This is a genomic window from Shewanella sp. ULN5, assembly GCF_030731885.1.
Classification (GTDB): domain Bacteria; phylum Pseudomonadota; class Gammaproteobacteria; order Enterobacterales; family Shewanellaceae; genus Shewanella; species Shewanella holmiensis.
This window is the reverse complement of sequence record NZ_JAPJEE010000016.1, coordinates 28689-55186: the sequence shown is the minus strand read 5'-3', so window position 1 is coordinate 55186 and position 26498 is coordinate 28689. Positions and strand designations below refer to the sequence as shown.

General features: G+C 42.9%; 17 protein-coding genes and 4 tRNA genes. 8 read left to right on the top strand and 13 right to left on the bottom strand.

All coding sequences use genetic code 11. The features are described 5' to 3' along the window. Positions 1 to 48 precede the first annotated feature (48 nt). From ushA to ORI98_RS14460, 5 genes are all read left to right on the top strand, one after another. Positions 49 to 1791 (top strand): bifunctional UDP-sugar hydrolase/5'-nucleotidase UshA, encoded by a 1743-nt coding sequence (gene ushA, locus ORI98_RS14480; RefSeq protein ID WP_306135690.1) that lies wholly within the window; start codon positions 49 to 51, stop codon positions 1789 to 1791. A 511-nt stretch (positions 1792 to 2302) separates the two neighbouring features. Further along, positions 2303 to 4447: a TonB-dependent siderophore receptor gene (locus ORI98_RS14475; RefSeq protein ID WP_371931170.1), complete on the top strand. Its 2145-nt coding sequence runs from the start codon at positions 2303 to 2305 to the stop codon at positions 4445 to 4447. 108 nt (positions 4448 to 4555) lie between these two features. After that, positions 4556 to 5668: a PepSY domain-containing protein gene (locus ORI98_RS14470; protein WP_306135688.1), complete on the top strand. Its 1113-nt coding sequence runs from the start codon at positions 4556 to 4558 to the stop codon at positions 5666 to 5668. Positions 5669 to 5847: 179 nt separating this feature from the next. After that, positions 5848 to 7272 (top strand): 30S ribosomal protein S12 methylthiotransferase RimO, encoded by a 1425-nt coding sequence (gene rimO / locus ORI98_RS14465; protein ID WP_306135687.1) that lies wholly within the window; start codon positions 5848 to 5850, stop codon positions 7270 to 7272. Positions 7273 to 7430: 158 nt separating this feature from the next. Further along, complete coding sequence (locus tag ORI98_RS14460) at positions 7431 to 7556, top strand: hypothetical protein (RefSeq protein WP_306135686.1); 126 nt, start codon at positions 7431 to 7433, stop codon at positions 7554 to 7556. Positions 7557 to 7646: 90 nt separating this feature from the next. Here the strand turns inward: ORI98_RS14460 and ORI98_RS14455 are convergent. From ORI98_RS14455 to ORI98_RS14440, 4 genes are all read right to left on the bottom strand, one after another. Continuing rightward, positions 7647 to 7723, bottom strand: a tRNA-Pro gene (locus tag ORI98_RS14455). A gap of 73 nt (positions 7724 to 7796) precedes the next feature. Continuing rightward, positions 7797 to 7873 (bottom strand) — tRNA-Pro (locus tag ORI98_RS14450). A gap of 49 nt (positions 7874 to 7922) precedes the next feature. Beyond that, positions 7923 to 7998, bottom strand: a tRNA-His gene (locus ORI98_RS14445). A 49-nt stretch (positions 7999 to 8047) separates the two neighbouring features. Continuing rightward, positions 8048 to 8124 (bottom strand) — tRNA-Arg (locus ORI98_RS14440). A 220-nt stretch (positions 8125 to 8344) separates the two neighbouring features. Between ORI98_RS14440 and ORI98_RS14435 the strand changes: the two genes are divergently transcribed. Beyond that, positions 8345 to 10966 carry a diguanylate cyclase domain-containing protein gene (locus ORI98_RS14435; RefSeq protein WP_306135685.1) on the top strand — a complete coding sequence of 874 codons (2622 nt, stop codon included), beginning with the start codon at positions 8345 to 8347 and terminating at the stop codon, positions 10964 to 10966. A 429-nt stretch (positions 10967 to 11395) separates the two neighbouring features. On the opposite strand, the gene rep is transcribed toward ORI98_RS14435, so the two are convergent. Beyond that, positions 11396 to 13408 carry a DNA helicase Rep gene (gene rep / locus ORI98_RS14430; RefSeq protein ID WP_261298959.1) on the bottom strand — a complete coding sequence of 671 codons (2013 nt, stop codon included), beginning with the start codon at positions 13406 to 13408 and terminating at the stop codon, positions 11396 to 11398. 143 nt (positions 13409 to 13551) lie between these two features. On the opposite strand from rep, the gene ORI98_RS14425 reads away from it, so the two are divergent. Then, positions 13552 to 13800, top strand: a complete 249-nt coding sequence (locus ORI98_RS14425; protein WP_261299028.1) for an accessory factor UbiK family protein — start codon at positions 13552 to 13554, stop codon at positions 13798 to 13800. Positions 13801 to 13846: 46 nt separating this feature from the next. On the opposite strand, the gene ORI98_RS14420 is transcribed toward ORI98_RS14425, so the two are convergent. The 7 genes from ORI98_RS14420 to ilvC all read right to left on the bottom strand — a co-directional run bounded on the left by ORI98_RS14420 (position 13847) and on the right by ilvC (position 23870). After that, the gene (locus ORI98_RS14420) at positions 13847 to 14611 is read right to left on the bottom strand and encodes an ABC transporter substrate-binding protein (RefSeq protein WP_306135684.1); all 765 of its coding nucleotides are present in this window, start codon (positions 14609 to 14611) and stop codon (positions 13847 to 13849) included. Between the two features lie 260 nt (positions 14612 to 14871). Further along, a complete protein-coding gene (locus tag ORI98_RS14415; RefSeq protein ID WP_306135683.1) occupies positions 14872 to 16008 on the bottom strand; it encodes an alanine--glyoxylate aminotransferase family protein in 1137 nt (378 codons plus the stop codon). Positions 16009 to 16435: 427 nt separating this feature from the next. After that, positions 16436 to 18001, bottom strand: coding sequence for a threonine ammonia-lyase, biosynthetic (gene ilvA, locus ORI98_RS14410; protein ID WP_306135682.1), 1566 nt, complete (start codon positions 17999 to 18001; stop codon positions 16436 to 16438). Between the two features lies 1 nt (position 18002). After that, positions 18003 to 19862: a dihydroxy-acid dehydratase gene (ilvD, locus tag ORI98_RS14405; protein ID WP_306135681.1), complete on the bottom strand. Its 1860-nt coding sequence runs from the start codon at positions 19860 to 19862 to the stop codon at positions 18003 to 18005. A 71-nt stretch (positions 19863 to 19933) separates the two neighbouring features. Then, positions 19934 to 20191, bottom strand: a complete 258-nt coding sequence (gene ilvM / locus ORI98_RS14400) for an acetolactate synthase 2 small subunit (RefSeq protein ID WP_261299029.1) — start codon at positions 20189 to 20191, stop codon at positions 19934 to 19936. After that, positions 20191 to 21876 carry an acetolactate synthase 2 catalytic subunit gene (gene ilvG, locus ORI98_RS14395; RefSeq protein WP_306135680.1) on the bottom strand — a complete coding sequence of 562 codons (1686 nt, stop codon included), beginning with the start codon at positions 21874 to 21876 and terminating at the stop codon, positions 20191 to 20193. The genes ilvM and ilvG overlap by 1 nt, the downstream gene beginning before the upstream one ends. A 512-nt stretch (positions 21877 to 22388) precedes the next feature. After that, positions 22389 to 23870, bottom strand: a complete 1482-nt coding sequence (gene ilvC / locus ORI98_RS14390; RefSeq protein WP_261298965.1) for a ketol-acid reductoisomerase — start codon at positions 23868 to 23870, stop codon at positions 22389 to 22391. Between the two features lie 195 nt (positions 23871 to 24065). Between ilvC and ilvY the strand changes: the two genes are divergently transcribed. Next, complete coding sequence (ilvY, locus tag ORI98_RS14385; RefSeq protein ID WP_261298966.1) at positions 24066 to 24938, top strand: HTH-type transcriptional activator IlvY; 873 nt, start codon at positions 24066 to 24068, stop codon at positions 24936 to 24938. Here the strand turns inward: ilvY and ORI98_RS14380 are convergent. Next, on the bottom strand, positions 24935 to 26227 hold the full coding sequence (locus ORI98_RS14380) for a hemolysin family protein (protein ID WP_306135679.1): 1293 nt from the start codon (positions 26225 to 26227) through the stop codon (positions 24935 to 24937). The two genes, ilvY and ORI98_RS14380, sit on opposite strands and share 4 nt — an antisense overlap. Between the last annotated feature and the right edge of the window lie 271 nt (positions 26228 to 26498).

Here is a 26498-nt window from a genome sequence, read left to right as displayed (position 1 = left end):
CCTTAAAGCAGATGACAACGCTTATCTGAATAATATTGAAGGATTACTATGAATACTTCACTCCGTCTTTCTGGCCTACTTATTACTGGCTCAGCTATCGCGCTCGCATTAGTATTGAGCGGCTGTAATAAGAAGAAACAGGAAGAAGCTCCTAAAGCGCCGAAGGTGACGGCATCTGTCGCCTGTATCGCGGCAGGCGATGATTGCAAGCGCTTCACCCTACTGCATACTAATGATCACCATGGCCGTTTTTGGCATAGTGAAAATGGTGGTTATGGTATGGCTGCCCGCAAAACCATTCTTGATCAGATCCGCAAAGAGGTGGTTGAGCAAGGAGGTCAAGTTTTGTTGCTCTCAGGTGGCGATATCAACACTGGCGTTCCTGAGTCTGATCTTCAAGATGCCGAGCCAGATTTTATCGGTATGAACCATCTAGGCTATGATGCCATGGCCGTGGGTAACCATGAGTTTGATAATCCATCAACAGTGATGGATAAGCAGCGAGGCTGGTCAAAATTCCCTTGGTTATCTGCCAATATTTATCGCCAAGTCGATGGGGAATGGCAACGCTACTTTGAGCCCTACAAGGTCTTTGACGTTCAGGGCTTAAAACTAGCTGTAGTAGGCCTAACCACTGAGCATACTGCTGAAATAGGCAATCCAGAATACGTTGCAGGGTTAAAATTCACTTCAGCTCAAGCTGAGGCGAAAGATATCTTGGCAGAGCTTGAACAACAGCATCAGCCAGATCTGGTATTCGGTCTCACCCACATGGGTCACTATGAAAATGGTAAGCATGGTAGTAACGCACCCGGTGATGTATCTCTAGCTCGCAACCTTGAGCCTGGACAAATTCAGGCAATCATTGGCGGTCACTCGCAATTACCTGTTTGTATGGAAGGTGACACGGGTGAGTATGTAAAAAAATATGCTCGAGATGAGCCGTGTAAGCCTGATCGCCAAAATGGCACTTGGATCATGCAAGCCTACGAGTGGGGCAAATTTATTGGCCGTGCAGACTTTGAATACTACGGTGGTGAGCTTCATCTAGCACACTACGAGCTGGTTCCAGTAAACACTGAAACCAAGTATGGTTTCATGCAGCATTCTTCTATGCATACTCCCAAAGATCCAGAAACCCTCGAGTTACTGCGTCCATATCAGCGCAACGGTCAGGTCAAGCTACGGGAAGAAATTGGTGTGGCAAAGGCGAATTTCATAGGAGATCGTAAGGTGGTTCGTTCCCAAGCGACACCGCTAGGAATTATGATAGCCCACGCTCAAACTCAGCTCCCTGTGCCAGCAGATTTCGGCATCATGAATTCTGGCGGTATTCGTACCACCATAAAGAAAGGGCCTATTCGTTATCGTGATGTGCTTGAGGTGCTGCCTTTTTCCAACAGTGTGACTGTGACTGAGATGAAGGGTGCTGAACTGAAAAAATATTTGTCTAAGGTTGCGCTTATGACTCAAGGTTCAGGAGGTTTTGCCCACTTCAGCGGCATCAAGATGACCGTTGACTGTAAAGCTAAAGATGTTGATATCAGTGCCGTTGGTGATAAGCCTTTCAAGCTGGAAGATAATTACCGATTTACCCTCCCTAGCTATAATGCTGCGGGCGGTAACAAATATCCCAAGTTGAAAGAACAGGCCAGAGACACCGGTTTTATTGATGCAGATATGCTTTATCAATTCATCAAAAAGCATGGCAAGCTCGATCCTGTCGACTATGACAGAGCAAAAGATGTTCGCTATATCAACTCTAGAAATGCAAATGGCTGCGGCGGTTAAACTGATGTTCTAATAAGGTTAATCAGCTGCTTCCTTAGCGCCTTAAACAGCGCCTAACCTTTCGGTTTGGCGCTGTTTATTTTAATGCTGACTGGTAAACATATAGTAAGGTAATCAATATTTGACACGCAGGCTTACCTGATTGTCGCTGAAAATAATGCATTAGATAATCAAACCCTGTTAATAACACTCGCAGAGTTCGTGATAGATTCAATTCTCTATCTTGCTGTCTAAATCGATGACGAAGAGCAGAATAAGTTGAAATACCCTCGAAAGATCAACTCCCACCAAAAAATACCTAAAAATCATTATTTTCACAACCTAACGATAAAAAACAATCTTCAGCGTTATCACCACAAACACTATTCTGTAAATCTTTACAATCACCACCAAAATGTAAATGATAATCGTTTTTATTTAGGTCTTGATGTTATTTGTATACACTCGGTAATGAATTTAACTCTGCGCAGTAACCGCGCTTTCTACACTCGTTACCAAGATGAATCAAACAATGAAATTAACAACACTATCATGCGCCATATCTCTCGCCTTGCTGTCTGTCAGTCAACTCCATGCTGAAACCGCATCAAATACTGATGATTCTACTCACTCGGATGTGGAAAAAATTGAAGTAAAAGGCCGCTATATTCAAGGCTACAATGCTCACTCAGCCAGTGGAGCTTCGAGATTAGATCTGGCCATCAGTGATATTCCACAATCAGTTTCAGTAATCACCGATGCTCAATTACGAGACTTCCAACTTAATGACATTAATGCTGCATTGGACACAGCAACAGGCATTAATGTCGAAAGAATTGAAACCGACCGCACCTATTACACCGCCCGTGGGTTTGATGTCACCAACTTCCAGGTCGATGGCGTTGGGTTGCCGCTAACAACCGGTAATAATCATGCCGATGAAGACACTGCCATCTATGATCGTGTTGAGGTGATTAGGGGAGCAAATGGTTTAATGACAGGTGTAGGAAACCCATCCGCCACTGTTAATTTTATCCGCAAAAGACCAACTGCAGACAATCAACTGAATTTATTAGCAAGTTATGGAAGTTGGAACAACTTGCGCTTAGAGGCCGACGGTTCTGCGCAGCTTAATGACACGTTTGCCGCTAGAGTTGTCGCGGTTAAACAAACTAAAGACTCCTATTTAGATCGCTATCAAACAGATAAAACAGTGCTTTACGCTTTTATCGACGCCAAGTTGAGCGAGGATACCAGCCTGTCTGTAAGCCATAGTTATATCAATAACGATGCCGAGGGTAATAATTGGGGCGCATTACCGCTGTTCTATACCGATGGCAGCGCAACTGACTATGACACATCAACCAATACCTCGGCAAACTGGTCAAACTGGCTGGTGATAAAACAAAACACTGTGGTGGAATTTAGTCATTATTTTTCTGATAACTGGAGTTTACGCGCCACTTATTCGCATAAAACTACCGATGAAGATACCGAATTATTCTATGTTTATGGCACGCCAGATAAAGCCACTGAACTCGGCTTAACAGGCTATGGCAGCGAGTACGACTTAGATGATCAGCACAACTTAGCCGATATGTATGTAAATGGTGATTTCAGTCTATTTGGCCGTGAACATCAAGTGGTTGTAGGCTTAAACTACGCCAAGCTGGATTACACTGATAGTTCATTATATGACTACACGACAGGCAATGGATTTCCACCGATGCCAGATCTCAATACCTGGGATGGCAATACCCCAAAACCCACCTTTCAAGATGCACCTAGCGGCAGTGATGTGAGCGCCACCCAAAAAGCGGCTTACTTTACCGGTCGATTTAATCTATTTGAGGATTTCCATCTGATTGCAGGCGGCCGTTTTAACGACTGGCAAGCAGAAGGCGAATCCTACAGTAAAGTTCAAGATGTCGAAGATAGACAGTTTATTCCCTATGTTGGGGTAACTTACCGCTTTATTCCCGAGCTACTTGCCTATGCTAGCTACACCGAAACATTTAAAGCGCAGCGAGAACTAGACATAGACGACAATACGCTTGCTCCTGTCACAGGTGAAAGCCAAGAAATTGGCCTTAAAAGCGAGTTATTCAATGGCAATTTAATTACTACATTGGCTTACTTTGATATTCAACAAACTAACCTCGCAACGCCCGACCCGCGCACTAGCCAACTCCCGCCAACAGAGCGTCGCTATATTGGTGCAGATGGTATTGGCAGTCATGGTTTTGAAGTTGATATAGCAGGTGAAATTTACCCCGGCTTAAATGCCAGCATAGGTTACACCGACTTTGATATTACTGGCGATGACAAAGTTGCAGGGTACACACCAAGTCAGTTATTTAAGTTTGCAGCCACCTACGACCTTAACTTCATTGAAGGATTAACATTTGGTGTAAACATGCGCTGGCAAGATGACATCCATCGCTCACAAGGTATTGTCGCTGATGGATTTAATAATGCAGGTCAGGAAATTATTACTAAGCAAAATGCTTATGCGATTGTCGATTTAATGGCGAAGTATCGCTTTAACGATGCAGTGGTTCTGACCGTCAATGCCAACAATGTCACCGATGAAAAGTATCTAACCAGCCTTTATTGGGCCCAAGGTTTCTATGGTGCTCCCGCAAACTACAGTGCCACGCTAAGCTGGCGTTTGTAGTCATGTCCTAAATCATTAAGCAAACATAGCGTGGAAAACTCTGCGCTATGTCTTTGGCTTTCTTGCCCGATAACTCGTAACACAAGCCCAGTAACAACAGAGGTAAGCATGAGAAAATCCCTCTTTAAATGGCACTCTTATGGCGCGCTCATAGCCATGTTGCCCATTTTAATCATGTCGATAACCGGCAGTATTTTGGTATTCAAAGTAGAAATTGACAGTCTGCTTAGGCCAAATCATATGCTGGTTGAGGCACTGCCTGAAACACCGCGTATAAGTTTAGACACCTTAATGCAAACGACACTAAGCGAAAACCCCGAATATGAACTAGGCGGCTGGGAGTTATATGATGATAAGTCACGTTCTGATGCGGCCTATCTAATTAAACGTGGAACAGATGACTGGCACAAGGTTTACGTTAATCAATATAGTGGTCAATTATTGTCGCAGCCTTATCCAATGGATCACTTCATCACCGATTGGCTACTTGAATTGCACTATTCATTCTTGTTGCATGTTAAAGGCGCGTCGGTCGCGTTTGTTGCCGCATTAGTTATGCTGTTTCTTGGGATCAGCGGCATGATTTTATACCGGCGTTTTTGGGCCAAGCTATTCACTCTGCGTTTAGGTGCGGTGAAACGCATTCTTTATAGTGATATTCATAAAATGGTTGGCATCATCAGCTCGCCGGTATTGATTATTTTGGCGTTCACCGGGGCTTATTGGAACATTAGCGGCATCATTCATGAAGTCACTGAACATGGTGATGGCGAGCATGTTTATATCACTAAACCGCTTTATCGCGCAGATATCTCGTTTGAAGCATTACACCAGCAGGCAACAAATGAAATCAGCAGTTTTAAAGCAGGGTATCTCGCTATGCCCCATGAACCCGACAGGGATATTACCTTTTACGGTGAGGTGGATAGCAACAACCCACTCAATAGTGAATACAGCAGCATAGTCAGTTTTGATAAAACCACGGGTGTATTGCTATCAAAGCAAGATATTCGTGAAGCGGGCTTGTTGACGGTATTTTTAGACAGCTTTAGAAAATTACACTTTGGCTATTTTGGTGGGTTAATTACCCGTATTATTTGGTGTGTTCTAGGCTTGATGCCAGTCATGCTCGCTTTTACGGGATTATACTTATATTGGCAACGTCGCCAGTCAAAAGTGCAATCAAAACAAAAGCGTCAGCAAATGGTTAATGCCATCTAAGGTCAAAATCCCCTTCTGTATTCAGCACCAATCAGCAAGGTTTAGCCTAACAACTAAGCCTTGATTTTGTTGCACGTCATTTTCTATAGCTGAATTCCCTAAAATACTGCTGTATAATTCCGCCACTCAATTTTGGCTATTTTACGCTGGTCAATTTTATATCTATCTATAGAGGCACTATGACTGTTAATCACTATGACCCGAAACAAACCACAACCCTAGCGACACCCAAAAAGGTCATAGAGGAACAAGCACAATCCGCATCTACCAATAATCCTATATCAGCCAGCGCTGCAAAAATTGGTTTTGTTAGTCTTGGCTGCCCAAAAAACCTCGTCGATTCTGAAAGAATTTTAACCCAACTTCGCACAGAGGGCTATGACGTGGTATCCACATACGCCGATGCCGATATGGTTATCGTTAATACCTGTGGATTTATTGATGCAGCGGTACAGGAATCCTTAGATACCATTGGTGAAGCATTAGCAGCCAATGGCAAAGTATTAGTGACCGGCTGTTTAGGCGCTAAAAAAGATGAAATTATTGAACTGCACCCTAACGTACTAGGTGTCACAGGCCCACATGCCTATGATGAAGTATTAAAGCAGGTGCATCTGCATGTTGAAAAACCCAAATATAATCCTCTAATGGATTTAGTGCCGGATCATGGCATTAAACTAACACCAAAACATTATGCCTATTTAAAGATATCTGAAGGCTGTAATCATCGCTGTACTTTCTGCATTATCCCTTCAATGCGCGGTGACTTAGACTCTCGCCCTATTGGTGATGTACTAGGTGAAGCACAACGCTTAGCCAAAGCTGGCGTAAAAGAGTTATTGGTTATTTCGCAAGACACATCTGCCTATGGCGTTGATGTTAAGCATAAAACTGCCTTTTGGGATGGCATGCCAGTCAAAACCCACATGCAGCAATTGTGTGAAGAATTGGCTAAGCAAGGCGTTTGGGTTCGCTTACATTATGTTTACCCCTACCCACATGTCGACGACATTATTCCATTAATGGCTGAAGGGAAAATTTTACCGTATTTGGATATTCCTTTTCAGCATGCCAACAAGCGCATTCTTAAGTTAATGAAGCGTCCTGGCAGCTCTGATAGAGTGTTAGAACGCATCAAAAAATGGCGTGAGATTTGTCCTGAGCTGGTTATCCGTTCAACCTTTATTGTCGGTTTCCCTGGTGAAACAGAAGAAGAGTTTGAAGAGCTACTCGACTTTTTAGAAGAGGCACAATTAGACCGTGTCGGGTGTTTCAAATATTCGCCCGTTGCTGGTGCGAAAGCCAATGACTTACCCGATCATGTGCCTGACGATGTAATGGAAGACAGGTTACAACGCTTTATGGCGGTACAGGCACAAATTAGTGCAGACAAACTGCAAGCTCGTATAGGTCAAGAGTACCTAGTGTTAATTGATGAAGTGAACACCGAAGGTGCTGTAGGGCGTTCTTACATGGACGCACCAGAGGTAGACGGCAAAGTTTACTTAACCGATGAATTTGATGTGCAGCCTGGTGATCAAGTTTGGGTACAAATTATCCATGCTGATGAACATGATGTTTGGGGCGTTCGCGTAGAAGATTAATCCCCTAGCAATGACTGCTGTGGCTATAATTCTAAAAGCATGAAGGCAACTTCATGCTTTTTTGTATCTGAGTATCCTTAAAATCGATTTAAACTCAATTTTGCTTAAGATAATTACTCATGCATTAATATATTTCGCTTCTCAAACGGAGATTTTTAATGATAACAGAGCAAGTTGACGTGTTATTCACTGGGCTATTGCAAGTCAATTCAATGCAGTTAACGTTAAACAAAACCGCCGAAGATAGATGCATTGGCCAGATGAATTACACAGATAAAACGTGATTAACGGACAGTTATCTTATGCCACACTAAAGTCGCATCGCGATAGCAGATAGCAAAAAGCCACTCATAAGAGTGGCTTTTTGCTTAATGTGGTCGGTGATAGAGGATTCGAACCTCTGACCCTCTCGTCCCAAACGAGATGCGCTACCGGGCTGCGCTAATCACCGAAGTTTTTACTTGCTGACAAGTTTAATATTTGTTTAACCTCTTGGGATAAACACGCTAATAAAAGCGTAAATGTGGTCGGTGATAGAGGATTCGAACCTCTGACCCTCTCGTCCCAAACGAGATGCGCTACCGGGCTGCGCTAATCACCGAATATTGATATTTAACATGTTACGTTATCAATAACGCTTTTAGATTGAATGGGGTGACTGATGGGGCTCGAACCCACGACAACCGGAATCACAATCCGGGACTCTACCAACTGAGCTACAATCACCACTGATTTCAATCTTACCAACCAAATTCGAAAAAGCATATATACCGAATGGTGCGCCCAGAAGGATTCGAACCTTCGGCCTTACCCTCCGGAGGGGTACGCTCTATCCAGCTGAGCTATGGGCGCTCGCCTTGGTTAGCGACGCATATAGTAGGGATAAATTACCTCTACGTCTAGTGATGATTCACTTTTTTTATCTGAGTGATTAAGTTTTGACTAATCAGCGCGATTTATCTTCATATTACGTCGAATTATATTACTTGGATCACATTTTAAATTGTGTTAAATATACTTGTTAGCTTTGAACATTTCTGAGTATTGTTAATAGGATAGTGTGGCTGCAGGTATGGATAAGGAAGTTAATAGCCCCAAGTTACCTACTGACGTTGATTCTCTTCAGCGTCGAATTGCTCGACTAAAGCGTTTAGCTAAAAAATATAAGCGCGCTGAAATCGTGCAAAACGCACTATTAGGCATATCTAATATAGCTAATAATGTAAACAGTTTAGACGATTTCTACACAGGTGTTCATCAACACTTGCAGCGCCTCATTCCCGCAGATAACTTTTTCATCGCCGCACAAAACCCTAAAACTGGGTTGATTAGCCTGCCTTTTTTTGCCGATGAAAAAGACTCTCATCCCAGCGAACTCTATCCAGACGAAGAAATTTCTGAAATTTTAAATCGCGGTATTACCGGTTATGTGCTTAGACAAGGGCAGCCGTTATTATGCAATGAAGATGAGTTTTGTAAACTGATTGCGCAAGGTAAAATTCAAGGGCTAGGCTCTCCATGTCATCAATGGTTAGGTGTGCCGATTAAAAACGGAGAGGTTGTAAACGGTGTTTTAGTCGTCCAAAGTTATAACACTGAAATTAACTATGGTGAGCTTGAACTTGAGTTAATGGGCTTTATTAGTCAACATATTTCAGGTGTCATGGAGCGATTGCTTCATAATGAACAACTTGAACTAGCCATTGAAGAACGCACTCGAGAATTAAGCCAGGCATACAACAGCCTAAAATCAGAAGTAAAAGAGCGCGTTAAAGCAGAAAACCTGCAAAAATCTTTATTTCAAATCGCAGATCTTTCTTCATCTAAACTTGCCCAAAAAGATTTCTATACCCGAATTCATGAAATCATCAGCCAGTTATTGCCCGCTGAAAACTGCTTTATCTCATTAATTGATAACAATATGTTGTCTTTTCCTTTTTATGTTTCGCAGCTAGACAATGACTACCCCTCAACGCGTCCGGTACAAGATGGTTTAACCGAGTATATTTTACAGCACAAGCAGCCAAGATTGCTCAGTAATACCGACATAAAGAAACTAGTAGAGTTTGGTGATATCTATGCCAAATCACCTGAATTAAACCGTACCGAGCATATGCATCAATGGATAGGTGTGCCCTTAATTATTAATGAACACGTTGTTGGCGCACTGACTATTTACAGTTTAGATGCCAAACAAAACTATCAAATTAAAGACCTTGAACTGCTGACATTTGTATCACAACACATTGCCAATGCGATTGAACGTAAACATGCGGTTGAGTCATTAAAGCGCAGTCATGAATTGCTAGAAGATAAAGTCTCTACCCGTACTCAAGCCCTGGCTCAAGTCAATCGCAACTTACAAACAGAAATAAATCAACGTCGCAAAATTGAAGCTCAGTTGGTACATGATGCACAACATGACGGATTAACTGGACTGCCAAACCGTAATTTCTTAATGGACAGATTATCGCAAGCGTTAAAGCACGTCAGACGCCACGGATTAGATCAATTCGCCCTACTCTTCATCGATTTAGATCGCTTTAAAGTGATTAACGATACCTTCGGCCATCTTGAAGGCGATCGTTTTTTAATTGAAACCGCTAAACGTCTAAAAAGCTGTATTCGTGAAAACGATACTTTGGCCAGAATGGGCGGAGATGAATTTGTTATTCTACTTGATTCAATTCGCGGCACTCAAGATGCGATAGAAGTCAGCGAGCGCATTTTGCATCAAGTCAGTCAAGCTTATTCATTGTCAAATAAAGACTTTCTCTCTGGCGCCAGTATTGGCATCGCTTTTAGTCGCAACGATAAATTAGAAACCAGTGAGTCGATTTTACGTGATGCTGACAGAGCCATGTACCAAGCGAAATCAAATGGTAAGGGTTGTTATGTTATTTTTGACAGTGAATTAAGCTATCAGTCTGAGCAGCGCAATGATTTGGATGAGCAACTCACTCTAGCGCTCAGCCACAACCTTATTCAGGTGAGTTATCGCCCAATTTATGATTTAGTACAAAAAACCATTATTGCAATAGAGCCACAAGCTCAGTGGCAGCATGAAAAGCATGGCTTTTGGGATCATAATAAACTGCTCCAACTGACATCAAATGCACAATTATCTTTAATTTTTGACGGCTATATTTTTCAACAATTAAACAAAGATTATCCTGCATTAAAACAGCAATATGGTGCTGTAACACAACTTTATATGTCGATATCAAGCCAGCATGTGAACCATAAATATGCCTTGCGTGGTCTCAAAAACACGCTAAAAAATAGCAAAATTGATTTATCAAAACTGACGGTTTTCTTCAACGAAAAATCATTAGTTAAAGACACCGAGAATCATCTTAATGCCTTTGAAATCCTCAAGCAGTTGGGCACAAATATCGGTCTAGATCATTTCGGAACCGGTTATAGCTCATTAAGTAGCTTGAGTTTTTTACCCATCAGCACCTTAATGCTTGATCAGGAAATCAGTAAACATTTGCTTAATGACAATCAATTGAAATTAGTCAAAGCTTACCGATTATCAGCAGAAGCATTGGGCATCAACATGGTTGCCACCGGCGTTGATACCTTGCAACAAAAACTACAATTTATTGAATTGGGTTATAAGGTGGGTAAAGGAAGAACATTGGAAAAAAAAACAGTAAACATAGCTAACGTTATGAATTCATGTGCTTAAAAAGCATTCATCGTCAAGAGTCTCATGTCCAAGATAGCCCTGAGTATTTTGCCCCTTGTTACTAGGGCCTGTTGATCTTTGCTGGTTTAATTTTGTTCGAGTTAAAAACGTTTTAATTGAGGCGAATGGATTGATGCCTAGTCATCTAAGCACTCTTTGTTCTCAAAAAGTTCATTCAACAAAGAGTAAAACGTTTTTAGCCGAACCCTTCGGGCAGCGTTTGTTGGTCATTTGTACTGCGTTATCGACTTCTTATGTAGAATAACTACACCACAAAGTCTCTGCCTTGTAGAAATGACCAACAATTCGCTGCAAAAACAACCTTGAAAGATCAACAGGCCCTAATAGCGTGTTCTTCAAATAAGACTTCACGTTATGTGGCATAACGCGAACTTCACTCGCCTTATTGCCACATCAAAAATAACTTCACTACTTTTTAAACATATCCCTAAGGTTGGCAATATTACTTTTACCGGTTGCCATTCTTTGTTGCTCAGTTTGCTGTGGTTTACGATTTTCCCAAATTAAATCGTCTTGAGGCAACTCCATCAAAAACCGGCTGGGTTCGCAGCGCATGGTTTCCCCAAACTGACGTCGTTCGCGGCAAATAACAAACCATAATTCACGTTGAGCTCGGGTAATTCCCACATATGCGAGTCGTCGCTCCTCGTCGACATTATCTTCATCAATACTGGATTGATGAGGCAATATACGTTCTTCAACGCCAACCATAAATACAAATGGAAACTCGAGTCCTTTGGAGGCATGCAAGGTCATTAACTGCACCTGATCGCCACCCTCATCTTCACTGTTACGCTCCATCATGTCACGCAGGGTTAAGCGAGTCACGACTTCCGGTAACGTCATTGGCTCATCAAGCTCGTCACCTTCGAGCATTTCAGTCACCCAGCGATACAGTTCTGAAATGTTTTTCATGCGCATTTCAGCCGCTTTGGCGCTGGTACTGGTTTCGTATAGGTAATCTTCATAATTAATACTGCGGATCAGTTTTTTAATCGCATCAACCGATTCCCCTCGCTTAGCAATTTCGCCAGTATCAACGATAAACTGACCAAATTGGTACAGCGATTTAACGGCAGCTGGCGCTAGCTCGTGGTTTAGACCTGCATCAAAAATCGCTTCAAACATTGAAATATGTTTTTGATTCGCAAAATTACCCAATCGCTCTAACGTTGCCGGTCCAATTCCACGTTTGGGTAAATTAACCACTCTTAAAAATGCATTATCATCATCAGGATTTACCACTAAACGCAGATAAGCCATGATGTCTTTAATTTCAGCGCGGGCGAAAAATGACGTACCACCACTGAGTTTATAAGGAATACGGTTTGTCATGAGGGCACGTTCAAGTAATCGCGACTGATGATTACCCCGATACAAAATGGCATACTGCCCAAACTGAGTGCGACCAACAAATTTATGACGGATAATTTCAGCCACCACACGCTCAGCTTCTTGCTCTTCATTGGCGGCAATTAATATTCTTAAAGGCTCACCATAGGCTAACTCACTAAACAGGGCTTTTTCATACACGTGAGGGTTATTGGCAATCAGAATATTGGCAGCGCGCAAAATCCGTTGGCTGGATCGATAATTTTGCTCTAATTTTATCAATTTTAGCTTAGGAAAATCGGTACCCAGCAATACTAAATTTTGCGGTTTAGCGCCGCGCCATGAGTAAATAGACTGGTCGTCATCACCTACCACGGTAAATCTTGCACGCTCACCAACCAGCAATTTAACCAACTCATATTGGCTGGTGTTGGTATCTTGATATTCGTCCACCAGCAAATATTGAATCCGCGTCTGCCAGCGGGTACGAACTTCCTCATTCATGCGTAACAACAAAGTGGGGATCAAAATTAAATCATCAAAGTCGAGCGCGTTATAAGCTTTCATATGCTGGGCATAACGTTGATACAACATAGCAAAAAGCTGGCCCTGCTCATCTTTCACCATTTTGCGTGCTTGCTGAGGGATAACCAAGCCGCCTTTCCAATTTGAAATGGCTGACGCTAATGCCTTAATTAAATCTTTATCTTCGTCTAATTCGTCCTGAGTTAATTCTTTTAATAACGCAAACGTATCTTGGTCATCAAATAATGAAAAACCAGCTTTAAGCCCCAATACTTTATGCTCACGTTTAATAATTTCTAAACCTAAGGTATGGAAGGTGGATATCCATAAACCACGGGCTTCTTTTCTGCCCATAGATTGTGCCACACGCTCTTTCATTTCACGTGCGGCTTTATTGGTAAAGGTGACTGCGGCAATATTGCGGGCTTTATAACCGCATTTTTCAACGAGGTAGGCTATTTTATTAATGATAACTCGCGTTTTTCCACTACCTGCACCTGCTAATACCAAACAAGGGCCGGAGACATAATGCACTGCATCATTTTGTCCTGGATTGAGTTTCATTTTAATTGCATTCCCACTATTCAACACGAAGGCGGATCATAGCAGATGGCAACTTGGTAGAGTTAACAATTTTGTCGTCAGATTTTGCGACTAAGGTATCGCTGAGCTACAATGGCTGCAATATTGGTGTAGGAAGACAAATGATGATTAATCCAAAGAAAATTGAAGAAGTCGCCAAACAGCTGAGCGAAAACTTACCTAGCGGCGTTAAACAATTTGCCGCAGAGTTTGAAGAACGCAGTAAACAAGTTTTACAAAGCCAGTTGATGAAGTTAGATGTTGTCTCTCGCGAAGAATTTGAAGTACAGCAACACGTGTTATTAAAAACTCGAGAAAAACTAGAAGCGCTTCAAGCTCAAGTAAACGAATTAGAAAAGCGCCTAGCTGATTAGCCAGCGATAACCGCACACAAATAAAGCCTCAATATGAGGCTTTATTTTATTGAGCAGAACCAACATATTTTTGCTCAAACTGTCGATAAACGCCGTTATTACGAATATTTTTTAGCCCTTGGTTAAAGGTATTCCTTAATGATTTATCATGAAAACTGACAAAATACTCTGATGCAGGAAAAATCATGTGGTATTGCAGATTCTCACTGACATCCACCTCTCTAGCGATCAATCTATTTAAGTATTGAAATACGTACTTATCAGCAATCACTACGTCTACCCTATTGAGATAAAGCATTTTATTTTGCTTTTGTTGTGGTGACACCTCTAAATAGGACAAATTAGAATCAGTCATTTGATGAAACGTATCCCCCAACACATCCTTCGCATTTAAAAACGCGACAACGCCAAATTCAGACAAATCATTGATATCTTTTATTCTTAAATTATTTTTAGCCAAACTAATAGCAACATTTTGATAACTGATGTAATTATCGGAGAAAAAGCCACTGACACCTGAATACTGATTAACGGTAATAATGGCATCGACTTTATGTTGTTCAAAGTGCAACATTTGCCGATTACGTGATGAGAAGTGAAAATGCACCTCAATCCCCTGATCAGCTAATGCTAAACGAATAATGTCTAACTCAAGGCCTGAACGCTCATCTTGTAAAATATAGGGTGGACGAGAATCGGCAGAGGCAATGTTGATGACTTTTTTATGCTCAGGCAAAACAGCACTTTCAGCATAAACAAACTGACCAAAACATAATGCAGGCAGCAGTAATGTAATCAAGCGTGTGATCAATTGATGAACCTTATACCAACACCTTCGCATATATGGATATTTACCTTAATAGCTTTACCTAACATAATCATTTTAATAGGACTGAACCATTCAATGACCGCCTAACGTGTCACCATTAAGGCGCGGAACCAACAAAGCATTTCATTCGGTTGCAGACATTAAGCATAGCGGTTACCCATAAAAATCAGATAACAAACCGTTAATAGGCAAACAGGCACCTTGTAGGTACCTGTTTCAAAAAGCCGATTCGTCGCTATTAATTAACGCATTACATCTTCCAGTGCTTTAAGACACAAAGCGACATTTTCTCTCCTTGCACCAAAGCCCATAAGCCCAATACGCCATGCTTTACCGGCTAATGCCCCTAAACCAGCACCAATCTCAAGATTGTATTGTTCTAATAGTTGCTTACGCACTAAAGCATCATCTATGCCTTCTGGAATATAAACGGCATTAAGTTGCGGTAAACGATAAGCTTCATCTACCACAAACCTTAGCCCAAGCTGAGTTAAACCATCACGCAACAACAGGTGCATATTATGATGACGAGCCCAAGCATTTTCTAAACCTTCATTGGCTAGCACTCGGAATGACTCGTGCAATGCATATAGTGCATTCACTGGGGCGGTGTGGTGATAACTGCGCTTACCACCAGCAGCATTACCCCAATATCCCATCACTAAAGTTTGGTCTAAAAACCAACTTTGTACGGGTGTTTGGCGATGCTTTAATTTGGCGACAGCTTTATCGGAAAACGACACAGGTGACAAACCAGGCACGCAAGACAAACACTTTTGGCTGCCGGAATAAATGGCATCGATACCCCATTCATCAACACGTAACTCAACGCCACCTAGGGACGTCACGGCATCCACAATCGTAAGGCAGTTATGCAATTGCGCCAGAGTACACAAGGTTTGCGCATCAGATAGCGCGCCAGTCGAGGTCTCAGCGTGCACAAACGCTAAAAACTTTGCATCAGGATGTGCTACTAAAGCTTGTTCGACTGCTTGTGGACAAACAGGCTGACCCCATTCGTTATCCACCACAACGGCAACACCACCGACACGCTCAACGTTTTGGCGCATACGCTCGCCAAAAACACCATTGCGGCAAACAATGACTTTCTCGCCTGGCTCAACAAGATTAACAAAACAGGTTTCCATGCCAGCACTGCCTGGCGCTGATACAGCTAATGTCATCTCATTTTTAGTCTGAAACGCATATTGAATAAGTTGTTTTAACTCATCCATCATATTCACGAAAAGAGGATCGAGATGGCCAATGGTTGGTTTAGCTTGAGCCGCTAAGACTTCAGGATAAACATCGGACGGCCCTGGGCCCATCAAAATACGACGTGGAGGGTTAAAAGCGGAAATTTGCGGTACGGGCAACATCAATGTCTCCTTAACTGGATATAACTATCTTTAAAATAGTGTGAGTCAAAACTTTACCCTACATAAAAAACACAACTTACCGACGAGTATGTTCTCGTTTTGGCAATAACATGAGCTGACGTCACCTCAAAAGAAGTGAGTCAGCTAACTTAGCATACTGACAGACTAAATCACGCCAGTATGCAAAAAAATTATGCCACCCTCGACTCAACTGGCACTCTGGGATAAACATATTCAGTGAATATGTCCATTTGTTTTACAACTTGGCTTAGTTTCAACTTAGTTGTTTTAGCTCAGTTTCAACCCAATTTCAGTCCCGTTTTCGCCTTTCAAATTCATCCCAAAATCGCGGCAAACAAATAACACATCAATACCTCGCATATAGTCAGTTGCTGAAGGTGAGCTAACGATGTTATATCACCTTAACTTAAGGTTTATTGGCATTTAAAAACAATTTATAAGCCGGACTTTGGGTTTCTTCTTGATAGACAAAGCCTAAATCCGTTAAAAAGCGCGCAAAAGGAATATCATCGCTTGCGGGCACTTCAAATCCTGCCAACACACGTCCAAATGCTGCGCCATGATTACGATAATGAAATAAGCTGATATTCCACTGGCTTTGTAATGTGGTTAAAAACTTCAACAATGCTCCTGGGTGCTCAGGAAACTCAAAGCTGAATAAACGCTCTTCTAACGCTTCAAGTGGATGACCGCCAACCATGTAACGTACATGTAGTTTTGCGGTTTCATCTTGAGATAAATCCTGCACTTCAAAGCCTTCAGACTCTAGCTTGGCAATAATGCCTTTAAGTTCAGTTTGGCCACCACTTAAGCGAATACCCGCAAACACCACCGCCATGTCTCGGCTGCTGAATCGGTAGTTAAACTCTGTCATCACCCGTTTTTCAAGTAATTCACAAAAACGTAAAAAGCTACCAGGCTGCTCAGGTACCTTAACGGCCAATACCGCTTCTTTCTGCTCACCTAACTCGCAACGCTCTGACACATAGCGCAAGCTATGAAAGTTGACATTGGCACCACTTAAAATGGCCGCCACTTTTAAAGGTTTGTCGGTATCAGATTCGTGCTGAAGCATGTACTTTTTTAGCCCGGCGACAGATAACGCCCCTGCAGGTTCAGCAATTGCTCGGGTATCTTCAAAAATATCTTTTACTGCAGCGCAAATTTCATCTGAGGTAACAGTAATGACATGGTCTACATATTCTCTGGCAAGGCGAAAGGGCTCATTACCGATGCGTTTGACTGCCACACCATCGGCAAATAGCCCAACCTGACTTAATGTGACAGGTTCGTCTGCTTCTAATGCCGCCTTTAAACATGCTGCATCTTCAGGCTCAACACCAATGATTTTTACCTGCGGCATCACTGCTTTGTAATACGCCGCGATCCCCGCAATCAATCCGCCGCCGCCTACAGGCACAAATACCACTTCTAGCCCGCGCTGTTGCTGGAGCATTTCTTGGGCAATAGTGCCTTGTCCTGCAATAACAGCTTCATCATCAAAGGGAGCGATATACACTCTACCTTCTTGTTCAGATAAAGCTTTGGCATAATCATTGGCTTGATCAAACGCTTGCCCGTGCAGCACCACTGTGCCGCCAAGTCGTTTTACTGCATCGATTTTAATATCGGGGGTGGTGCTTGGCATGACAATCACAGCATTTATGCCGCGACTTGCCGCCGACATAGCCACGCCCTGAGCATGATTACCTGCCGAGGCACATACCACGCCAGCTTCGCATTGCTTAGGCGTTAACTCAGCAATGCGATTATAGGCGCCACGCAGTTTGAATGAGTGCACAGGCTGCATGTCTTCTCGTTTTAAAAAGACATCGCAACCTAAGCGTGCTGACAGTTTTTTCATGCCAGATAATGGGGTGACCTTGGCAATGTCATAAACTGACGACAGCAAAATCTTCTGTAAATAATAATGGGCCAAATCTAACTGCGTTTGAGATGCCAAGGCTAACATATTACCCCTCCAACTTACTGCGATCGCGCACCGCGCCTTTATCAGCACTGGTGGCTAATAATGCATAGGCTTTCAATGCTAGTGACACATAACGTTCACGTGCAAGGGGTTTCCACGCGAGTACCCCTTTAGCTTCCATCGCCTGACGACGTGTTGCTAAGACGTCATCACTGACGTTCAATTTGATGCTGCGACGTGGAATATCGATAGCAATTTGATCGCCATTTTCAATTAAAGCGATAGTGCCACCTGATGCCGCCTCAGGCGATATATGACCAATCGATAAACCAGATGTACCACCAGAGAAACGTCCATCAGTAATTAACGCACACTGAGTGCCTAAACCACGAGATTTAAGGTAAGTGGTTGGATACAACATTTCTTGCATACCAGGGCCACCTTTAGGGCCTTCGTAGCGAATCACCACAACATCACCTGCAACCACTTCCCCACCTAAAATACCGCTTACGGCGTCATCTTGGCTTTCGTAAATACGCGCACTACCCACAAACACTAAGTTTGACTCATCCACGCCTGCAGTTTTTACAATACAGCCATTCTCAGCAACATTGCCAGACAACACCGCTAGGCCACCTTCTTGGCTGAAGGCAAATTCACGGCTACGAATACAGCCGTTTTCACGATCGTCGTCAACCGAGTCCCAGCGGCAATCCTGGCTAAACGCTTTTTGGGTTGGAATACCTGCAGGGCCTGCACTAAAGAAGCGTCTGACCTGTGCATCGTCGGTCTGTTTGATGTCATATTTTGCCAATACTGACTTCAAGTCGCCACCATTATCAGCTGCCACATGTGGTACATCGTTGTGAAGTAAGCCGGCACGGTCTAACTCACCTAGAATCCCCATAACGCCACCCGCGCGATGCACATCTTCCATGTGATATTTAGGCGTAGATGGCGCCACCTTACAAAGATGAGGCACTAAGCGCGACATCCGATCAATGTCATCCATGGTGAAATCGATTTCAGCTTCTTGCGCTGCGGCCAATAAATGCAATACGGTGTTTGATGAGCCACCCATGGCGATATCTAATGCGGTGGCGTTTTCAAATGCTTTAAATGATGCAATGTTACGTGGTAGTGCATTTTCATCATCATGCTTGTAATAACGTTCTGCCAGTTTCATAACACGACGACCGGCTTCTAAAAACAGCTCACGGCGATCAGCATGGGTCGCCAACATTGAGCCATTACCAGGTAACGATAACCCCAAGGCTTCGGTTAGGCAGTTCATTGAGTTTGCGGTAAACATACCAGAGCAAGAGCCACACGTTGGACACGCGCTACGCTCAATTTGTTTGCTATCTTCATCACTCACGTTGGTATCAGCGCCAGCCACCATTGCGTCAACCAAATCAAGCTTAATGATTTTATCTGACAACTTAGTTTTACCCGCTTCCATTGGGCCACCCGATACAAATACCACAGGGATATTTAAACGTAATGCCGCCATTAACATGCCGGGAGTAATTTTATCGCAGTTGGAGATACACACTAATGCATCAGCACAATGGGCATTAACCATGTACTCTACGCTGTCGGCGATTAGCTCACGCGATGGTAAGCTATAAAGCATACCGCCATGGCCCATCGCAATACCGTCATCGACCGCAATAGTATTAAATTCTTTGGCGATACCGCCCACTTCTTCTATGGCACTGGCAACCAACGAGCCCATGTCTTTTAAGTGCACATGACCCGGTACAAATTGGGTAAATGAGTTAGCAATCGCGATAATCGGTTTACCAAAATCGGTTTCTTTCACGCCTGTTGCACGCCACAGAGCGCGTGCTCCCGCCATGTTACGGCCTTCGGTACTGGTTGCTGAACGTAATTTTGGCATTGCATCATTCCTTGTTTAATTCATTGCGACTTAGGATATCTTCAAACTTGTTAACTGACGCTAACAAAAACCTAAGCGTTGACAGTTTTATCTAATTGCGCGGCAGGTAATACTTTACACTGAGTCACATCAATCAGCTTATCTAATTGGTTACTTAATAATTCGATGGCACGTTCGGCTTCAACCCACAAATTAATCGCCAAGCTACTATCATCTTGGGTATTCATGTGCATTTGCGTCACTTTAAAGCCGCGGTGACGGGTTACCCGTAATACACGCTCTAATACTTCTGGACATTGCTTAACGGTGATTTCAAGGTTATGCATCATCATGTTTGTTTCTCCATTTGGTCCATCATGTCACTGTTACTGGCCCCTGGTGGCACTAACGGCCAAACGTTAAAGGCATCATTAATGGCCACATGTAACATAAATGGGCCTGGGGTATTGATCATTTCATCTAATGCTTGTTCTACTTCATCAGCACGCGTAATGGTGCGGCCAGGGATATCAAAAGCGGATGCCATTAACACAAAGTTAGGGTTGTCTGATAAATCGGTTTCACTGTAGCGCTCTTCAAAAAACAATTGTTGCCACTGCTTCACCATGCCTAACTTTTGATTATCAACCAGCAAAATTTTAATCGGTAACTTACGACGCTTAATGGTGGTGAGCTCTTGCACATTCATCATAAAGGATCCATCACCAGAAACGGTCACTACTGTCGCATTGGGTCTGGCGACTTGCGCACCAATTGCCGCAGGAAGACCAAAACCCATAGTGCCTAAACCCGCGCTAGACAAATGATCTTCTGGTCGTCTAAACCACATATGTTGTGCAACCCACATTTGATGCTGACCCACATCACAACTGACCACACTGTCTTCTGGTAACTTATTGGCTAAGCGGCGTAACATTGAAGGGGCAAAAATCAATTCACCAGGGTGGTTATAATCCCATTGATATTGACGTGCCATATCTGTGATGTCTTGTAACCAGGGCTGAATATGTACGGCATCGACAACGGCTTCAGCTAACGCAGGTAGTACATAGCGCAGCTCAGCTGCGATGGCAACATCAGGTTGACGCAACTTGCCAAGCTCGGCGGCATCAATATCAAGATGCAACACCTTTGCGTTACTGGCAAAACTGGCTAACCGTCCGGTGACTCGGTCATCAAACCTTGCGCCCACCACAATTAATAAATCACATTCCTGTACCGCTAAGTTAGCCGCCTTACCACCATGCATACCTAACATACCAAGGTAACCCGGTGTGTCATGGGCGATGCTGCCAAGGCCTTTTAACGTCGCGACTGATGGAATGTTTGTTTGGTTAATAAACTGGCGTAAATGCGCAACAGCACCCGCCATTCCAACACCGCCACCGACATAAAGCATAGGTTTTTTGGCCGCTTTGATAAGCTCCGCTGCGGCAGCAAGATCGCAAGACTGCGCTTGCAGTTCAGCTTCAACCGATTGCAACGGGGTTTTGTATTCAAGCTCCGCAATTTGAATATCTTTTGGAATATCAACCAACACAGGACCCGGTCTGCCAGATGCGGCAATTTCAAATGCACGATATAACGTGGGAATAAGCTCATTGATATCGGTAACCATAAAGCTGTGTTTAGTACAGGACAGAGACATCCCAAGCACATCAATTTCCTGAAAAGCATCTGTACCAATCACACTGGTTGAAACCTGGCCAGTAATCGCCACTAAAGGCACAGAGTCGAGCAGCGCATCGGCAAGCGAGGTGATCAAATTCGTCGCGCCAGGCCCTGATGTTGCAAAACAAACGCCGGTTTTACCACTTGCTCTTGCATAGCCTACCGCAGCAAAAGCTGCACCTTGCTCATGGCGACTTAGCAAGTGCTCAACTGGACTGCCGTAAAGAGCATCATAAATCGGCATAATCGCGCCACCTGGGTAACCAAATACAGTGGTGACGCCATGTGCAGCGATAACTTTTATGACGGCGTCTGCGCCTCTTATTTTTTGCCCTACTTCCATATTGTGCTCTCTACTTTTATTTATGCGGCTTGATGTCAATGGTGATAACGAAGTTACAAATGCCATAAAACAAAAAACCCCCGGTCCTTTCGGAGCGGGGGTTTTTGGAATTTTTGACCGTTAGGTCAGTCTTTTTTCCAAATGCAGCCCCCGCTGTGACTTAATAATCACTACGGTAATAATTGCAATAATGAGTAGGGCTGCTTGGTTAAACATAAAAGAACTGAATTCCTAATTTATTAACGTTGAACTTGACTGTGTTTTAAGTGATATCATAAAAACTTCACCAAACACAAGCAAAAATCAGTTTTGTAAAAAAAATTCAGCTTCCCTGCCGAGACAATGCAAACAACAAACTAAAAACTTAGTCCGGAAGATTCCTCTTCCCTTGATGCCTGTCCGACAACTCATTGTTAACTTAACAACCTAAACTGAACAGGTACTCAATCAGTACATATTTACAAAACAAGCCCAACAATTGAAGTGACTACCCTTGTAGCCACTTCAAGGCATTAACTGGCTTCAACAATACTTTTCATATCGGTCATGTAGCCACGCAATTCGGCACCAATATATTCAACATCGGTATTACGGATCGCGTCATTCACTTCAATTAAACGTAAGTTATCAACGCCTGTTGATGCTGATTTTAAACCACCACCTAAAAACTCTGGTGACATGGCATTAACGTAATCACGTAATAATGGTACTGCTGCATGGTTAAATAAGTAACAACCATATTCAGCGGTGTCTGAAATTACAATATTCATTTCATACAAACGCTTACGAGCAATTGTATTGGCAATTAACGGCGTTTCATGCAATGACTCATAATAGGCTGATTCTTCAACGATGCCTGAGGCAACCATGGTATCAAAGGCCAGTTCGACGCCCGCCTTGATCATCGCAACTAAGAAGATGCCTTTATCAAAGTAGGTTTGCTCATCGATGTGTTCACCAGAAACGGGGGCATTTTCAAATGCGGTTTCATTGGTTTCAGCACGCCAGCGAAGTAAATTCGCATCATCATTTGCCCAGTCAGCCATCATAGTGCGAGAAAACTCACCACTAATAATGTCGTCCATATGTTTGGCAAATAAAGGCGCTAAAATTTCTTTTAACTCTTCGGCCATATCAAAGGCTTTAATTTTAGCTGGGTTTGATAAACGGTCCATCATGTTAGTGATACCGCCGTGCTTCAGCGCTTCGGTAACGGTTTCCCAACCTTGCTGAATTAATTTAGCGGCGTATCCTGGTTCAACACCATCAGCCACCATTTTCTCGTAGCCTAAAATGGCACCTGTTTGCAACATGCCACATAAAATCGTTTGCTCGCCCATTAAATCAGACTTAACTTCAGCAATAAACGATGACAACAATACGCCAGCTCTGTCACCACCAGTGGCACTAGCATAGGCTTTAGCGATATCTAAACCATCACCATTTGGATCATTTTCTGGGTGAACCGCAATCAAGGTTGGTACACCAAAACCACGTTTGTACTCTTCACGTACCTCAGTACCCGGACACTTAGGTGCCACCATAACTACCGTAATGTCTGAACGCACTTGCATGCCTTCTTCAACGATATTAAAGCCATGTGAATATGAAAGCGTTGAACCTTGCTTCATTAATGGCATAACCGTATTAACAACGTTAGTGTGTTGCTTATCTGGCGTTAGGTTTAATACCAAATCGGCTGCAGGAATAAGCTCTTCAAAGGTACCAACGGTGAAACCATTATCAGTCGCTTTTTTCCAAGAGGCACGTTTTTCAGCAATGGCTTCAGGGCGTAAAGCAAAAGAAATATTTAGACCCGAATCGCGCATGTTTAAGCCTTGGTTCAGACCTTGTGCACCACAACCTAAAATAACAATGTTCCAATCTTTAATATAATTGCAGCCGTCTAAGAATTCGCTGCGGTCCATAAAGCGACACTGTGCTAATTGAGATAATTGCTGACGTAAATTCAGAGAGTTAAAATAGTTAGCCATCTGATACCACCTATAAAATTCATTAATTTGAGACGCAACATTCTGGCAAGTAAACTTATCGGAAGTTGTGATTGAGTTCACTATAGCGCAAGCATATGATTGCTTAAAATGATATATTTAGCATTTGTAATTGCAATAAATGAAATGATATAGTTTGCGATATAAAACATCAGCAACAGTGTGTCATGGGGCATTATGGATATTCGATCACTTAAGCTTTACTTGCATTTATGCGACAGTTTGCACTTTGCCAAAACGGCCGAGCAAACCCACGTCAGCCCATCAACACTTAGCCGAGCCATGCAAAGATTAGAAGAGGAAGTGGGCTGTAAATTGCTTGAGCGAGACAATCGCAGCGTCAGCTTAACCCATGCCGGTATTGAGTTTAAACGTTTTGCCGAACAAACCTTATCTGAGTGGGCACAGCTGAAACAACGCATCGACCCACAACAAAATGTCTTACGCGGTCGATTGAATATTTTCTGTTCTGTTACCGCTGCCTATAGCCATTTACCTCCATTACTAGAACGCTTTAGGCGTGAGCATCCCCATGTAGAAATCAATTTAACCACAGGTGATCCTGCCAATGCGATTAATGAAATTCAGCAAAATAAAGCTGACGTTGCCATTTTAGCTATGCCCGAAAGTTTAGCGCCAAGTATTCATTTCAGTAAAATTGACTCAGTGCCGCTATCTATCATCGCGCCAACCATGCCATGCCAAGTCCAGCAGATGGTGTCGCAAGCTGAAATAGAATGGGATAAATTGCCGTTTATTGTACCTGATCATGGTCCTGGGCGACGTCGTATTGATAATTGGTTTAAGCAGATGGGTTTAAAACCTAATATTTATGCGCAAGTCGCAGGACAGGAGGCTATCGCCTCCATGGTAGCCTTAGGTTGCGGGGTAGGTATTAGCCCTGATGTTGTGATTCAAAATAGTCCCGTGCGAGGACGCATTCAAATGGTCGCTTCACCGGTAGAGATACCTGGATTTGAACTAGGCTGTTGTTGCAAAGATAAACGCACTGACGATCCCATCATCAATGCGTTTTTACAGGTCATTTAAAGCGAATCTATTTTAGTAACCAATAATTGGTCGACTTTGTACGAATCAATGTCGACCACTTCAAACTTATATCCCGCAAAATTAACGAAGTCGGTACGCTTAGGGATCTTCCTTAGCATATACATCATAAAACCCGCGATGGTTTCATAATTCTGGCTTTGGGGAAACGCCTCAATATTAAACGCTCGCATCACATCAGTGATCGGTGTAACACCGTCGACTAACCACGAGCTATCATCTCGGCTCACGATTTGCTCTTCACTTTCATGTAATGACCAAGCGCCCATCACCGCACTTTGTAAATCATTGGTGGTGACGATCCCCACAACTAAAGCATATTCGTTCATCACTACCGCGAAATCTGCACGGCTATTTTTAAAATACTCCATGGCTTCAGACAAGGTCAGCGTATCTGGAATAATCAAACAGTTATGCACCAATGTAGAATCTTTCAAATTGATGCTTTGGCCATTAATCACCCTTAACAAAATCTCTTTAGCGTCGACATAGCCCAAAATAGAGTCCAACTGCCCATTACACACTAAAAACTTATTATGGGGTTCTTCAGCAATTTTGCGCTTTATTACTTCTTCTGAATCTTGCTGTAAAAAATAAATCAGACTTTCTCGAGCCGTCATGGCAGAGGTGACAGGAACGGATTGCATTTCAAACACATTCTCCATCATTTGCTGCTCGCCTTTATCTAACACTCCGGCCTCTGTACCCGCGTTCATAATGGCATAAATATCATCATGGGTAATTTGATCGTTACGGATCATTGAAATGCGTAATAGTTTAAATAAGCTATTAGCTAACCCATTAAATAACCATACAAAAGGCTTTAATAATTTGATACACAGCATCATCGCAGACACAAAATTAACGGCCACTTTCTCAGGCATCACCATCGCAATACGTTTTGGCATTAAATCGGCAAATAAGATAAAAAAAGACGTCACACAAATAAATGACAACACAAAACTGCTTTGACTGACCCAATTGGGATCAACCCAAGGTGATAGCAAGGTTTCAAAATAAGGCCTAAAAGCGCCCTCTCCGACAATACCGCCCATAATGGCCACAGCGTTTAAGCCAATTTGTACTACGGTAAAAAAACTGCCTGGGTGTGCTTGCAGTTTAAGCACTTTTATTGCTCTAAAATCGCCCTCGTCGGCCAGAGCTTGCAAGCGAATTTTACGGGCTGCGGCTAGGGCTATTTCTGACATAGAAAAGAAACAGCTAATAGCAATCAGCGCCATCATTATCAAAAAATTGTCTACAAAACCCATTACTACCTCTGCCTATCTACTTACAGGCGGTGTTATACCCATTCAAATTATTCACTGAGTCATTTAGCCGTTTCTGCACTGTTGACGCACTGAAAATATTGCCAACAAAGTCGTTAGGTTGTCTTTGCGGGCTTAGGCTTGTTATCCACCATTTATTCAGTTACTTAGCCTACCAACGAACTGAATCTATCATTACTCTACTGATGTTTCTTAAACCAGACACAGGAAAGGCACTTATTTGGCGAAACTGCCAATACATTAGATCGAATGC

Bases quoted from the DNA above. Each gene is read 5' to 3' on its own strand.
- ushA (WP_306135690.1), top strand. From the start codon at position 49: ATGAATACTTCACTCCGTCTTTCTGGCCTACTTATTACTGGCTCAGCT.
- ORI98_RS14475 (WP_371931170.1), top strand. From the start codon at position 2,303: ATGAAATTAACAACACTATCATGCGCCATATCTCTCGCCTTGCTGTCT.
- ORI98_RS14470 (WP_306135688.1), top strand. From the start codon at position 4,556: ATGAGAAAATCCCTCTTTAAATGGCACTCTTATGGCGCGCTCATAGCC.
- rimO (WP_306135687.1), top strand. From the start codon at position 5,848: ATGACTGTTAATCACTATGACCCGAAACAAACCACAACCCTAGCGACA.
- ORI98_RS14460 (WP_306135686.1), top strand. From the start codon at position 7,431: ATGATAACAGAGCAAGTTGACGTGTTATTCACTGGGCTATTGCAAGTC.
- ORI98_RS14435 (WP_306135685.1), top strand. From the start codon at position 8,345: ATGGATAAGGAAGTTAATAGCCCCAAGTTACCTACTGACGTTGATTCT.
- rep (WP_261298959.1), bottom strand. From the start codon at position 13,408: ATGAAACTCAATCCAGGACAAAATGATGCAGTGCATTATGTCTCCGGC.
- ORI98_RS14425 (WP_261299028.1), top strand. From the start codon at position 13,552: ATGATTAATCCAAAGAAAATTGAAGAAGTCGCCAAACAGCTGAGCGAA.
- ORI98_RS14415 (WP_306135683.1), bottom strand. From the start codon at position 16,008: ATGTTGCCCGTACCGCAAATTTCCGCTTTTAACCCTCCACGTCGTATT.
- ilvA (WP_306135682.1), bottom strand. From the start codon at position 18,001: ATGTTAGCCTTGGCATCTCAAACGCAGTTAGATTTGGCCCATTATTAT.
- ilvD (WP_306135681.1), bottom strand. From the start codon at position 19,862: ATGCCAAAATTACGTTCAGCAACCAGTACCGAAGGCCGTAACATGGCG.
- ilvM (WP_261299029.1), bottom strand. From the start codon at position 20,191: ATGATGCATAACCTTGAAATCACCGTTAAGCAATGTCCAGAAGTATTA.
- ilvG (WP_306135680.1), bottom strand. From the start codon at position 21,876: ATGGAAGTAGGGCAAAAAATAAGAGGCGCAGACGCCGTCATAAAAGTT.
- ilvC (WP_261298965.1), bottom strand. From the start codon at position 23,870: ATGGCTAACTATTTTAACTCTCTGAATTTACGTCAGCAATTATCTCAA.
- ilvY (WP_261298966.1), top strand. From the start codon at position 24,066: ATGGATATTCGATCACTTAAGCTTTACTTGCATTTATGCGACAGTTTG.
- ORI98_RS14380 (WP_306135679.1), bottom strand. From the start codon at position 26,227: ATGGGTTTTGTAGACAATTTTTTGATAATGATGGCGCTGATTGCTATT.